Origin of the sequence: Planococcus sp. ISL-110 (genome assembly GCF_018613575.1) — a bacterium.
In the GTDB taxonomy this organism is placed as follows: domain Bacteria; phylum Bacillota; class Bacilli; order Bacillales_A; family Planococcaceae; genus Planococcus.
In genome coordinates this window covers 41,482-55,498 of sequence record NZ_JAGGPX010000011.1, presented here as the reverse complement: position 1 = coordinate 55,498, position 14,017 = coordinate 41,482, and the positions used below count along the sequence as shown (strand labels likewise).

The 14,017-nt window shown below is 45.4% G+C and carries 12 protein-coding genes; all 12 read left to right on the top strand.

Annotation, left to right across the window (positions count from 1 at the left end; genetic code table 11):
- Positions 1-28: 28 nt before the first annotated feature.
- The 12 genes from J7I83_RS06140 (at position 29) to rny (ending at position 13,962) form a co-directional block, all read left to right on the top strand.
- Positions 29-1,588 (top strand): ABC transporter ATP-binding protein, encoded by a 1,560-nt coding sequence (locus J7I83_RS06140; RefSeq protein ID WP_215099816.1) that lies wholly within the window; start codon positions 29-31, stop codon positions 1,586-1,588.
- Positions 1,578-2,627: an ABC transporter permease gene (locus tag J7I83_RS06135; protein WP_215099815.1), complete on the top strand. Its 1,050-nt coding sequence runs from the start codon at positions 1,578-1,580 to the stop codon at positions 2,625-2,627. The genes J7I83_RS06140 and J7I83_RS06135 overlap by 11 nt, the downstream gene beginning before the upstream one ends.
- Position 2,628: 1 nt before the next feature.
- Positions 2,629-3,588 (top strand): ABC transporter permease, encoded by a 960-nt coding sequence (locus tag J7I83_RS06130; RefSeq protein WP_215099814.1) that lies wholly within the window; start codon positions 2,629-2,631, stop codon positions 3,586-3,588.
- A 316-nt stretch (positions 3,589-3,904) separates the two neighbouring features.
- Positions 3,905-5,179 carry an EF-P 5-aminopentanol modification-associated protein YfmF gene (yfmF, locus tag J7I83_RS06125; RefSeq protein WP_215099813.1) on the top strand — a complete coding sequence of 425 codons (1,275 nt, stop codon included), beginning with the start codon at positions 3,905-3,907 and terminating at the stop codon, positions 5,177-5,179.
- The gene (gene yfmH / locus J7I83_RS06120) at positions 5,172-6,473 is read left to right on the top strand and encodes an EF-P 5-aminopentanol modification-associated protein YfmH (protein ID WP_215099812.1); all 1,302 of its coding nucleotides are present in this window, start codon (positions 5,172-5,174) and stop codon (positions 6,471-6,473) included. Before yfmF ends, yfmH begins: the two co-directional genes overlap by 8 nt.
- A complete protein-coding gene (gene ymfI / locus J7I83_RS06115) occupies positions 6,470-7,189 on the top strand; it encodes an elongation factor P 5-aminopentanone reductase (RefSeq protein ID WP_215099811.1) in 720 nt (239 codons plus the stop codon). Before yfmH ends, ymfI begins: the two co-directional genes overlap by 4 nt.
- A 103-nt stretch (positions 7,190-7,292) precedes the next feature.
- The gene (locus J7I83_RS06110; RefSeq protein ID WP_215099810.1) at positions 7,293-8,093 is read left to right on the top strand and encodes a YmfK family protein; all 801 of its coding nucleotides are present in this window, start codon (positions 7,293-7,295) and stop codon (positions 8,091-8,093) included.
- Positions 8,094-8,182: 89 nt separating this feature from the next.
- On the top strand, positions 8,183-8,986 hold the full coding sequence (locus J7I83_RS06105) for a RodZ domain-containing protein (protein WP_251047492.1): 804 nt from the start codon (positions 8,183-8,185) through the stop codon (positions 8,984-8,986).
- 49 nt (positions 8,987-9,035) lie between these two features.
- Positions 9,036-9,614 carry a CDP-diacylglycerol--glycerol-3-phosphate 3-phosphatidyltransferase gene (gene pgsA, locus J7I83_RS06100; RefSeq protein WP_215099808.1) on the top strand — a complete coding sequence of 193 codons (579 nt, stop codon included), beginning with the start codon at positions 9,036-9,038 and terminating at the stop codon, positions 9,612-9,614.
- Between the two features lie 24 nt (positions 9,615-9,638).
- Positions 9,639-10,892 carry a competence/damage-inducible protein A gene (locus J7I83_RS06095; RefSeq protein WP_215099807.1) on the top strand — a complete coding sequence of 418 codons (1,254 nt, stop codon included), beginning with the start codon at positions 9,639-9,641 and terminating at the stop codon, positions 10,890-10,892.
- Between the two features lie 175 nt (positions 10,893-11,067).
- Positions 11,068-12,129, top strand: coding sequence for a recombinase RecA (gene recA / locus J7I83_RS06090; protein ID WP_215099806.1), 1,062 nt, complete (start codon positions 11,068-11,070; stop codon positions 12,127-12,129).
- A gap of 273 nt (positions 12,130-12,402) precedes the next feature.
- Entirely contained in the window at positions 12,403-13,962 is a 1,560-nt protein-coding gene (gene rny / locus J7I83_RS06085) for a ribonuclease Y (protein WP_215099805.1), read from the top strand.
- Positions 13,963-14,017: the final 55 nt, after the last annotated feature.

Genomic DNA, 14,017 nt, shown 5'->3' with positions numbered 1-14,017 from the left:
GTTAGTAGTTTTCGGGGGAGTGACAACAGTGGAGTATGTAATCGAAATGCTGAATATCCGTAAAGAGTTCGGTACGTTTGTCGCCAATGACAATATTACGCTGCAACTGCAAAAGGGAGAAATTCATGCATTATTAGGGGAAAATGGCGCTGGGAAATCGACTTTGATGAACGTCCTATTCGGTTTGTACCAACCGGAAGGCGGAGAAATCCGGGTTCGTGGAAAAAAAGTCGATATTGCCAATCCAAACATAGCCAATGAACTTGGCATCGGAATGGTCCACCAGCATTTTATGCTGGTCGAAAACTTTTCTGTCACTGAAAACATCATTTTGGGAAGTGAGCCAACCAAATATGGGGTCACCAATAAAAAAGATGCGGCTAAAAAAGTTCAAGCACTGTCTGAAAAATACGCCTTGAATGTCGATCCATATGCGATTATTGAGGATATTTCGGTGGGCATGCAGCAGCGTGTGGAAATTCTGAAGACATTGTACCGAGGCGCTGAGATTTTGATTTTTGATGAGCCGACTGCTTCCTTGACGCCTCAGGAAATTACGGAATTGATTCAAATCATGAAGCGGTTGATTGCTGAAGGAAAATCGATTATTTTAATCACGCATAAATTAAAGGAAATCATGGATGTATCGGACCGGGTAACCGTTATCCGCAAAGGCCAGGGAATCGGCACGGTCGTTACTGCTGAAACCAATCCGAACGACCTTGCTTCGCTCATGGTCGGGCGCCAGGTGGAATTCACCACGGTTAAAGGTCCGGCATTTCCGGGGGAAGAAATCCTGGATATCAAAGACTTGGTGGTTCAGGATTACCGTGGAGTAGAGAAAGTGAAAAGCTTGAATCTGAACGTCCGCAAAGGTGAAATTGTTGGAATTGCTGGAATTGACGGCAATGGACAGTCTGAGTTGATCGAAGCGATTACGGGTCTGCGGAAAGTGAAAAGTGGCACGATCTTAATCAATGGAAAAGACGTCACCAATATGAAGCCGCGAAAAGTGACGGAATCCGGAGTCGGGCATATCCCACAGGATCGCCATAAGCACGGTCTGATATTGGATTTCCCAATAGGCCATAATATTTCGCTTCAAACCTATTACACAAAACCAATTTCCAAATCGGGCATTATCGATTACAGCAAAATCAATGAAAAAGCATTGCAGGTCATCAAGGACTTTGATGTCCGGACACAGGGACCCTCAGAATTGGCGCGTTCCTTATCAGGAGGCAATCAGCAAAAAGCCATTATCGGACGTGAAGTTGATCGGGATCCGGATCTGCTGATTGCGGCATTGCCGACCAGAGGCTTGGATGTTGGTGCCATTGAATTTATCCATAGCCGGTTGATTGAACAGCGCGACAATGGCAAAGCTGTTTTGCTGATTTCCTTTGAACTGGACGAAGTCATGAACGTTTCAGACCGTATCGCGGTTATCCATGACGGCGAAATTGTGGATATAGTGACACCGGAAAACACCAGCGAACAGCAATTGGGATTATTGATGGCAGGTCATACGAGCCATGCGGAATCACAGGATTTGACGAAGAAAGGTGAGGATCAGCATGTCGAATAAAGCGACCAATCTCCTGGTCCCCATCATTTCCGTTATTTTAGGACTCTTGGTCGGCGCGGTGATTATGCTGGTCAGTGGCTATAATCCACTGGAAGGCTATGCTGCTCTTTGGAACGGGATTTTTGGAGATATGTATACGATTGGCGAAACAATTCGCCAAATCACACCTTATTTATTAGCTGGTCTTGCGGTCGCTTTTGCGTTCCGCTCAGGTCTTTTCAATATCGGTGTGGAAGGGCAATTGATCGTCGGTTGGTTTGCTGCAGCTTATGTAGGGGTAGCTGTTGAATTGCCAAAAGTCATCCACTTGCCGTTAGCAATCATTGCGGCAGCGGTAGCCGGCGCATTATGGGGCTTTGTACCAGGCCTCCTGAAAGCGAAATTCCATGTCCATGAAGTAATTGTGACCATTATGATGAACTATATTGCGTTGCATGTAACGAACGCATTAATCCGGACGGTTTCTGAAGGAGGCGACCGGACAGAGAACATTTTTGCCAGTGCTTCATTGCGTTCTGAGTTTCTTGAGAACCTGACGGAATTTTCACGGCTGCATTACGGAATTATTCTTGCATTGATCATGGTCGGTGTTATGTGGTTCATCCTGGAGAAAACGACGCTCGGCTTTGAACTGAAAGCTGTTGGCTTTAACCAGAATGCCTCACAATATGCAGGAATGAACGTCAATAAGAATATTATTTTGGCGATGGTCATCTCAGGTGCATTTGCCGGAATGGCTGGAGCAATGGAAGCACTTGGAACGTTCGAGTATGTTTCTTCCAAAGGCGGATTCACCGGTATCGGATTTGATGGAATCGCGGTCGCCCTGCTTGGCATGAACACGCCGCTTGGTGTAATTTTCGGTGCTACATTGTTCGGCTCCTTAAAATATGGAGCATTGAATATGCCGAATGCTGCGGGTATTCCGATTGAAATCGTTGAAATCGTTATCGCAGTTATCATCTTCTTTGTAGCTTCCGGCTACATCATTCGCTTGCTGCTGCTCCGTGCATCAGCAAAGAAGAAGGAGGCGAAGTAATATGAGTTTCTTGGAGGTTCTATACTTCATCATTCCTTCAGCGATTTTCTATGCAGCACCGCTTATTTTAGTGGCAATCGGCGGCGTATTCTCGGAAAGATCCGGAGTTGTCAACATCGGTCTTGAAGGGCTGATGGTCATTGGTGCTTTTGTCGGGATTTTGTTTAACTTACTGTACGCTGATACATTCGGCGCAGCCACGCCTTGGATTGCGCTGATAGCGGCTATGATTGCTGCGCTGCTGTTATCATTGCTGCACGCTGTTGCGTCCATCTCATTCCGGGCGGATCAGGTGGTATCAGGTGTTGCCATTAACTTATTAGCTGTTGCATTGTCATTGTATCTGGTGAAAAGAATTTTCGACAAGGGGCAGACAGACTTTATTACAGAGCGCTTTGCACGCTATAATGTGCCGTTCCTGTCAGACATTCCAGTTATCGGACGTTTATTCTTTACATCTGTCTACAATACATCGTTCTTTGCGATTGCTATGGCCTTTGTTGCGTGGTTTGTGATCTACAAGACGCCTTTCGGTCTGCGCCTTCGCGCTGTTGGGGAACACCCGATGGCTGCCGATACAATGGGGGTCAACGTTGTGAGAATGCGCTATGTGGCGGTTATGATATCCGGTGCATTAGCAGGAATCGGTGGTGCGATATATGCACAGACCATCACCAACGATTTTGGGCATGCCACGATTAATGGCCAGGGCTTTATGGCACTGGCAGCGATGATTTTTGGTAAATGGCATCCGCTTGGAGCCATGGGAGCTGCTTTGTTCTTCGGATTTGCACAATCCTTGAGTATTGTCGGTTCATCTATTCCAATCATCCAGGAGATTCCAAACGTCTTTCTATTGATATTGCCGTATGTCTTGACGATCTTTGCGCTTGCCGGATTTATCGGCCGCGCCAAGGCACCGCTTGCAAATGGTAAACCATATATTAAAGGTCAACGATAAGCTGTGTGAAAAAGCCGTCATTGCGACGGCTTTTTTCAGTTGTCCGCTGGAAAGGCAGCTTTCGCTTTTCTTTATTGGTTAGCTCCGACGGCCAGATTCTAGGGTCATAAGCCACCTGACTGTGTGGCAAAGGGCGCCACTTCGTTAGGGAATCTTATGCCCGGCGAGGGGCCGCAGGAAGCGGGGCAGCTAACCGTTGCGACAGGACGTCGCGCACTTAGGTTAGCTTCAGTTAGCTGCTTTCGTTTTTCTTTATTTGCAATTAACGGAAAAGGTTCGGTATAGTTAGAACATGAACGACGAGAGGGGATTCCAAATGTTTGAAACGATCAACATCGCAAAAGGCGTGAATGTGCACGTCAATGAGACGACACAATTTAAAACAATAAATTTTTCAATCAAATTCAAAGATAAACTGACTAAGGAAAAAGCGTCTGCACGCTCGATTTTGGCAAATGTACTGCAGCACAGCAATGAGGTTTATCCTTCACATACTGCACTTCGCATGGTATTGGATGACCTTTACGGAACGTCTCTTTACATAGATTCTTCTAAACGGGGCAATGAACATGTGGTAACTTTGAATGTTGAAACGGTGAACGATCAGTATCTGTCTGAAAAAGGGGTTCTTGAAAAGGTACTGAATTTGATGTATATCGTCCTGTTTAAACCTAATTTTGAGCATGGCCTGTTCAAAGAGACCATTTTCAAACGTGAAAAAAATGCTGTTATCCAGCGCATCGAATCTGTTTTTGATGAAAAGACGCGGTATGCCCAACAGCGCATGATGGAATTGGCTTTGCCGAACCATCCGGCGTCCACATCTTCAAATGGTACAATTGAAGATGTGGAAAATATTACCAACGAACAGCTGGTTGCCGAATACAAAGAAATGGTGGCACAGAATGAAATTGAAATTTACGCTGTAGGTGATGTAAAGCCAGAGATGATCGCTTCGCACATTCGTGAATACTTCCACTTTAAAGATCGTGAAGGAGCGATTGCGGTGCCACCATTGGAATTGGTGAAACCGGAACAGTCGCGTGTACTGGAATACGAAGACATGAAACAAGGCAAGCTTCACATGGCATTTTTTACGCCGATTACATTCCGAGACGAAAAATTTCCGGTTATGCAGCTGATGAACGGAGTTTTTGGTGGCTATGCGCATTCTAAATTGTTTGTCAACATCCGTGAAAAGGAAAGCATGGCCTATTATGTATCGAGTTCGTTTGCTTCACAATTTGGCCTGATGTTCGTTCTGGCCGGCATTGATTCAAAACTAGAAGAAAAAGCGGTGGCTTTGATTTTAGAGCAATTGGAAGAAATCAAAAACGGCAATATTTCCGATATTGAGCTTGATCAGACAAAAGCGCTGTTGACGAATCAATTAAAAGAAGCACTCGATTCGGCTCGTGGACAAATTGAAATTTACGATCAATATATGGAATTGACGGATGCGTTTGAACCGGAATTCATGATCAATAGATGGAAGAATGTCACAAAAAAAGACATCGCTGCTGTAGCTCGGCAACTTTCTTTGGAAATGACATACTTCTTATCAGGCAAGGAGGATGAAAAAGATGCATAAAGTTGAATTTGAACAATTAGAAGAAACGCTTTTTCATGAAAAGCTGGACAATGGCTTGAATGTTTACATTCTCCCTAAAAAAGGATTTTCAAAAACCTTCGCTACTTTTACGACCAAATACGGCTCAATCGATAACCATTTTGTTCCTCTGGGCGAAACGGAACCGATGAAAGTACCGGATGGCATCGCCCATTTCCTGGAGCACAAAATGTTCGAAAAAGAAGAAGGGGACGTTTTTCAGGAATTCAGCAAGCAGGGAGCTTCCGCCAATGCCTTTACGTCGTTTACACGGACGGCCTATCTGTTTTCGGCAACCGGTGAAATCGATAAAAACGTCAAAACTTTATTGGACTTTGTCCAAACTCCTTACTTCACGGAAAAAACCGTGGAAAAGGAAAAAGGCATCATTGCTCAGGAAATCACCATGTACGACGACCAGCCGGATTGGCGCTTGTATTTCGGCATCATTGAGAACCTTTATGAAAACCATCCGGTGAAAATCGATATTGCGGGAACCGTTGATTCTATTCAAGATATCACGGCAGAACATTTGTATACGTGCTACAACACCTTTTATCATCCGTCCAATATGGTCTTGTTCATAGTCGGCAATGTTGACCCGGACCAAATGATGAAATTGGTGAAAGAAGACCAGGCACAGAAAACCTTTGAGAAACCGACAGAAATCAAGCGCATTTACCCGGACGAGCCGAAAGAAGTGGCCATCAAGGAGCGGGTACTGGAAATGAGCGTCCAGAAACCGAAAGTCTTCTATGGCATCAAACCAGAGAAACTGGATTTGATCGGTCCTGACATGCTCAAGCATGAACTGGCTGCTCAACTGGCTTATGAACTGCTGTTTGGGCGGACTTCTGATTTCTATCACCATGCCTATGAAAACGATTGGATCGACGAATCTTACTCGTTTGACTACTCATTGGAAAATGGATTTGGCTATGCCTTAATTGGCTCTGACACGCACAAACCAGAAATTCTGATCAAGGAAATCAAACACACGCTTCAAAATGCGGTAGAGAAATGGCCTTTTGGACAGGAAGATTTGGATCGGGTACGCCGCAAGAAAATCGGCTTTTTCCTGAGAGCGTTGAATTCTCCGGAATACATCGCCAACCAGTTTACCCATTACGCTTTTAACGAAATGAATTTATTTGATGTGGTTCCTGTATTGGAAGAGTTTGAAGTTGTTGATCTACAAAACGCTTTCGCATTAGTGAGCCACGAATCCCAGCATTCGGTATTCACCATTATGCCAAAGAAAAAGGACGCACAGTGAAACGCTTTGCGGTCCTGTTAGGGGCATCCGGTGAAATCGGCGAAAGCATCGCGCTGCAGCTGGCGGAAAGTGGCTGGTCCCTTTATTTGCATTGGAACAGCCACTCGACAGACCCGCTGGCTCAGCAATTGGCTGATAAATATCCCGCACAGGAATTTATCGCTGTACAGGCCGATTTTGCTGGCGAAACAGGAGCGCAGCAGCTTGCTGGAAACGTCTATGATGCCAGTTGCATCATCGTTGCCAGCGGCCAATCGCTATTGAAGATGCTGATTGATACTTCAGATGCGGACATGGAGGCGTTGTGGCGGGTGCATGTGAAAAATCCAATCTCGGCAATCCGGTTGATTTCTCCATTTTTCCTTCGCAATGATAAATCGTATGTCGTCTTTATTTCTTCCATCTGGGGGGAAACAGGTGCATCCATGGAAACGATGTATTCAGCCGTCAAAGGTGCACAGCTTGCGTTTGTCAAAGCCTATGCCAAGGAAATGGCACCGTCTGGCACTCGGGTCAACGCTGTGGCACCCGGTTTTATTAAAACAAAAATGAATGCCTCCCTTACGGCAGAAGAACTGCAGGAAATTGAAGAGGAGATTCCATTGGGGCTTGGCACTCCTCAGGATATAGCGGATGCTGTTGATTTTCTTGTAGGCGGCAAAGCAGACTATATGACAGGGCAAACCTTGCGCATTAATGGCGGATGGCTGATGTGATGGCATTTGGATGCTTTTCATGTAACTAAATGCCCTTTTCCAATTGAGGCAAATCAGCTATTATATTAACTAAAGTTCTCTTTAGAGAAAGGTCGGGTATTGCATGAAAGAATGGTATTTCGAATACGAAATTCAAGTGAACCGTCCAGGTCTGCTTGGCGATATCGCTTCTCTTTTGGGGATGTTGCGGGTAAATATCGTGACGATCAATGGGGTGGACCAGGGCCGTCGCGGAATGCTGTTGCGCGCAGAGCACGATGTCCAGCTGGAACGTTTTGAACAGATCCTGTCTACCATCGAAACCATTGCTGTAACAAAATTCCGCGAACCGAAGCTGCGTGATATTTTGGCAGTTCGGCATGGCAGGTATATCCAGCGAGACGCTGATGACCGTAAAACTTTCCGTTTTGTACGCGATGAGCTGGGATTGCTGGTTGATTTTATGGCGGAAATCTTTAAACAGGAAGGCCATAAGCTGGTTGGCCTTAGAGGAATGCCGCGTGTTGGGAAAACGGAATCGATTGTGGCTGCGAGTGTCAGTGCCAATAAAAAATGGATCTTCCTGTCCTCCACGATGATCAAGCAGACAGTACGCAATCAGCTGATGGGAGATGAACACAATGCCAACAATATTTTTATTTTGGATGGCATTGTCACACGCCGGTCGGCCGATGAACGCCATATGCAGCTGGTGCGGGAAATGATGCGCATGCCGACGATCAAAGTCGTGGAGCATCCTGATAAATTTGTCGAGCAGTCAGAATACAGTATCGAAGATTTTGATTATATTATTGAATTGCGCCATCATCCGGATGAGAAAATCACCTATGAAGTATTGGAGAAAAACACATTTATGGACGAAAAATCCCAAGGGGATATGTTTGGGGACGGATTCAACTTCTAAGTAGGCAGGTGATTGTTTTGAGTGAGTTGGGTACTCGGCTGAAACAGGCCAGAATCGCCAAAGGATATAGTTTGGAAGAGTTACAGGACTTGACTAAAATACAGAAGCGGTATTTGGCTGGAATAGAAGATGGCAATCACAGCATGATGCCCGGTGCGTTCTATGTGCGTGCTTTCATCAGGCAATACGCGGCAGCAGTTGGGTTGAATGCGGAAGAATTGCTTGAACATCATAAATCGGAAATGCCGGCCAACGAACCGGCCGCCCGACCGCCAATGCCGAGCGCTCTTACTTCCCGGAGCCGGACGGTGACCAGAACAGCCCCGAGTGAAGCATATGCTGAAATCATGCCTAAAGTTCTCGTTGCGCTGTTTATTGTCCTGATCCTTGCTGTCGCCTGGTATTTCTACAGCGCCTCGACCGACAGCGGCTCACCAAATCTGCCAATGGATGAAGGTCAAGGCGTTCCTTATGAAGAGCCTGCTTCTGCTCTTGCTGCACCAGAAAAAGCAGAAGATGAAGCTGCTGAAGAACCGATCGAACAGCCAGCGGAAGAACCTGCAGAGCCTGAGGCCATCCTTGCTGTTGAAGAAACGCAAGGGGAGACGACGACTTATTCGTGGCAGGGTCCCGCTGATCGTCAGCTGGATATCGCTGCAAGTGGTCCATCCTGGATTGCAGCTACTGACCAGAACTCAACAGAACTGACTTCCAGAGCACGTGTTATGCAGGCTGAGGAAGCCGAGACAATCGATTTGTCGGATGTGGAGGTTGTTCGATTGCGCATAGGCGACTATTCAAATATTGCATTGACCTTGAACGGCGAACCGATTGAGTATGAACAGCAACTTCAACCCCAAAATATCGTTATTCAATTTAGAGACGCCGAATAGCCATCTTTGGATGGCTATTTTTCATGAAAGTTCGAAAGGAGAAATAGCAATGAACATACCAAATCAGATTACCATCTCGAGGATTTTATTGATTCCTGTATTTATGGTGATCATGCTAGCAGGCTTTGATTGGGGCACGATGACGCTTTTTGGAGCTTCTATGCCTGTCACTCATTTTGTTGGAGGACTTATCTTTATCTTTGCATCATTAACGGATTGGGTGGATGGCTACTATGCCCGCAAATACGATTTGGTAACAACTTTCGGGAAATTTTTAGATCCTTTAGCTGACAAACTTTTGGTGTCAGCTGCTTTGATCATTTTGGTGGAATTAGGGTTTGCAGCTTCCTGGATCGTCATCATCATCATCAGCAGGGAATTTGCAGTTACAGGCCTGCGCCTGGTGCTTGCGGGCGAGGGAGAAGTTGTCGCTGCAGGCGGTTTAGGTAAAATCAAGACAACAGCACAAATTTTGGCAATAGCCGCATTGCTGCTGCATAACACCATTTTCACTTTAGTCGGCTTGCCGTTTGGTGAAATTATGCTTTATATTGCCTTGATCTTCACTGTCTGGTCTGGATGGGATTACTTTTATGCCAACCGACGTGCATTAATGACTTCAAAATAAGCATACAGAGAGGAGATTGCCCAGATGAACGCAGAAATTATTGCGGTAGGTTCAGAACTATTACTAGGTCAGATCACCAATACCAATGCCCGCTTCCTGTCCAATCATTTAGCGGAGCTCGGGATTAATGTCTATTATCATACGGTTGTAGGAGACAATGCCGAACGCTTGGAGGATGCGATAAACATCGCAGAAAACCGTGCTGATCTTATTTTATTCACTGGAGGGCTTGGGCCGACCAAAGACGATCTGACGAAAGAATCGATTGCCCGGCATCTGGACACGACGCTTGAGATGAATGAGAGCGCAATGGACTCTATTGTGGCGTACTTTGAGCGTGCAGGGCGTCCTATGACTGAAAACAATAAAAAGCAGGCATTGGTGTTGAAAAACAGTGATGTTCTCGTCAACCGCAACGGCATGGCGCCGGGCATGATGTATAAAAAAGATGAACGTGTCTATATCTTGCTGCCTGGTCCACCAAAAGAGATGGAGCCGATGTTCCAATTCGAGGCAAAGCCGAAGCTGGCACATTTGTTGAACAAAGAAGATGTCATCTTGTCGCATGTGCTGCGTTTTTATGGAATCGGTGAGGCGGAGCTTGAAGACCGGCTGCACCATATCCTCGACAAGCAGACGAATCCAACCATCGCACCTTTGGCTGCTGATGGGGAAGTGACCTTGCGCATTACTGCCAAAACCAGTACGACAGAAGAGGCGTGGGAATTGATCAATGGCACCAAAAATGAAATTTTGGATCTGGTAGGGCCATATCTCTACGGCTATGATAACGATTCACTGGCTTCCAAATCGATCGAGCTATTGAAAGAACAGAATAAAACAATTTCTGCTGCAGAAAGTTTGACTGCTGGCCTTTTCCAATCCGAAATGGCCTCTGTCCCTGGCGCAAGCGCTGTTCTCGCGGGCGGGGTAATTACTTATAATGAAGAAATGAAAGTTCATCAGCTCGGGCTGTCGGCTGAATTGCTTGCCGAACATGGAGTTGTCAGCGAACAGACAGCTTTGGCAATGGCAGAAGCCGTACGAGACAAGTTTAAGACTGATATCAGCGTATCGCTTACAGGAGCAGCGGGTCCTGATGCCCATGGGGAACAGCCGGCAGGTACTGTCTGGATCGGTATCGCTACAGAAAAGGGTTCCCAGTCCTACCGCCTTCAGCTGTCCGGTATGCGAAATACCAACCGTTTGCGCGCGGTAAAACTGGCTTTGTATTATGTGATCCGGACCTTAACCGAAGAAGATGCACGCAAAATTTAATTTTGCGTGTTTTTTTCTACCCAAAAATGGGGAATGCTTTATATAGGGCTTACAAAATCAAAGTTCTGAAAAACAAAAGCGAATAAACGTTCGCTTTTTTCTTGTGTATTTCTCAATAAGCTAGTATACTAGAAACAGGTAGAAAATTAGGTTTTTATTTAGAGGAGGATTTCTTTTGAGCGATCGTAAAGCAGCATTAGACATGGCGTTAAAACAAATAGAAAAGCAATTCGGTAAAGGTTCTGTCATGAAATTGGGGGAAAAAACCGACCGTAATATATCATCCGTTTCCAGTGGTTCTTTGGCATTGGATACTGCACTGGGAATAGGCGGATATCCGCGTGGGCGTGTAATCGAGATCTACGGACCTGAAAGTTCGGGTAAAACAACTGTCTCTCTTCATGCGATTGCTGAAGTTCAGGCAACTGGCGGAACAGCTGCGTTCATCGATGCAGAGCATGCATTGGATCCGGTTTACGCAAAAAATCTTGGTGTCAATATCGATGAGTTGCTCCTGTCTCAGCCGGATACAGGTGAGCAGGCATTGGAAATCGCTGAAGCGCTTGTCCGAAGCGGAGCTGTTGATATCGTGGTTGTCGATTCGGTTGCGGCACTTGTGCCAAAAGCTGAAATTGAAGGAGAGATGGGCGATTCCCATATGGGATTACAGGCACGCTTAATGTCCCAGGCCCTTCGGAAATTATCAGGTGTCATCAACAAATCCAATACCATTGTTATCTTCATCAACCAAATCCGTGAAAAAATCGGCGTTATGTTCGGTAATCCGGAAACGACTCCGGGCGGCCGTGCCCTGAAGTTCTATTCATCTGTCCGTCTGGAAGTGCGCCGTGCCGAAGCCTTGAAATCCGGTACTGAAATCATCGGTAACAGAACAAAAATTAAAGTGGTTAAAAACAAAGTAGCACCACCGTTCCGTACAGCTGAAGTTGATATCATGTACGGAAAAGGGATTTCCCGTGAAGGTGAAATCGTCGATATCGGTTCTGACTTGGAAATTATCCAAAAGAGCGGTTCTTGGTATTCATATAATGAAGAACGCATTGGCCAGGGCCGTGAAAACGTCAAACAATTCCTATTGAACAATCCAGAAGTCCGCAATGAAATTTCAGGGAAAATTCGTGAATCCTACGGAATGACCGCAGCTTCCTATACAATTGCCAGCAAAAAGGAAGAGTCGGAAGACTTCAATTTATTGATTGATGAAGATGACAAATAGACTATCCATATAACTAGGAAAAGCCGCCAAGCAGAAGCTTAGCGGCTTTTCTTCTATACAGAAAGTAAAAGAGTAAGGAATGGATAGGGAAACTCACTATGACAGCTGACTTTAGCACGATCGCTTCTGCTTTTCCTGGGTTGACATGACATAAGTCCATCTATACAATTAAAATTGTATAATATACTAATTTTAAAATAGTTGCAGTGAAAGAATGTTTTCATTATTCATCTTTTAAAATGAAAAAAATCAATAGCAAGAGGAGGTGTCCGAATGGGTATTAATGAGTTCATCTTCGCTTTGCTTGGTATCATCGTCGGTGTAGTTGTTGGTTATTTTGCATTGAAAAAAGCAAACGATTCCAATATCGCAGGCGCTAAAAATTCTGCGGAGCAAATAGTCGAAGATGCAAAACGAGAAGCTGAAGCGCTGAAAAAAGAAGCCTTATTGGAAGCGAAAGACGAAAATCATAAATTGCGTACTGAAACAGAATCTGAAATTCGGGAACGCCGATCTGAACTACAAAGACAAGAAAATCGGTTGTTGCAGAGAGAAGAAAATTTAGATCGCAAGGATGATGCATTAAACAAAAGAGAAGCGGGTCTGGAACGAAAAGACGAAGCGCTCGCAGAAAAACAACAGCATATTGAACAGATGGAGAGCAAAGCTGAAGAGTTAGTCCAACAGCAGCAGTCCGAAATGGAACGCATTTCATCTTTGACACGCGAAGAAGCGAAATCAATCATCTTACAAGATGTTGAAAAAGAACTTTCAACTGATATTTCCGTAATGATGAAAGAATCGGAAGCCCGCGCCAAAGAAGAATCGGACAAAAAAGCGAAAAACATTTTGTCATTGGCGATGCAGCGTTTTGCGGCAGACCATGTAGCAGAAACTACCGTGTCGGTAGTCAACCTGCCGAACGACGAAATGAAAGGCCGTATTATCGGGCGTGAAGGACGCAATATCCGGACGCTTGAAACTTTAACTGGCATCGATTTAATCATCGATGATACGCCGGAAGCGGTTATTCTGTCAGGATTCGATCCAATCCGCCGTGAAACAGCTCGATTGGCTCTTGAAAAACTGGTGTCGGATGGCCGTATCCACCCTGCACGCATCGAAGAAATGGTCGAAAAGTCAAGACGCGAAGTGGATGAACAAATTCGTGAAATTGGTGAACAAACCACATTTGACGTAGGTGTACATAACCTGCATCCTGACTTGATCAAAATTCTTGGACGCCTCCGCTACCGCACGAGCTACGGACAAAATGTACTGAAGCATTCTGTGGAAGTTGCATTCCTGTCAGGCTTGATGGCAGCAGAGCTTGGAGAAGACGTTACATTGGCCCGACGTGCCGGACTTCTGCATGATATCGGTAAAGCGATTGATCATGAAGTAGAAGGAAGCCATGTGGAAATCGGTGTGGAACTCGGAACCAAGTACAAGGAACATCCGGTTGTCATTAACAGTATTGCTTCCCACCACGGAGATACAGAAGCGACATCGATCATTTCGGTCATTGTTGCAGCAGCAGATGCATTGTCTGCGGCTCGCCCAGGTGCAAGAAGTGAAACACTGGAAAACTACATCCGCCGCTTAGAAAAACTTGAAGAAATTTCCGAATCGTATGAAGGCGTTGAGAAATCATTCGCTATTCAAGCGGGACGCGAAATTCGCATCATGGTTCGTCCTGAACAAATCGATGACATGACGGCGCATCGTCTGGCCCGCGATATCCGGAAACGGATTGAAGAGGAGCTGGATTATCCAGGTCATATCAAAGTCACGGTTATCAGAGAAACCAGAGCAGTTGAATACGCAAAATAATAAGGGTGAGGCTTCGATGAATGTCTATTCAAAGAAGCCTTTTTCTTATGGGAAA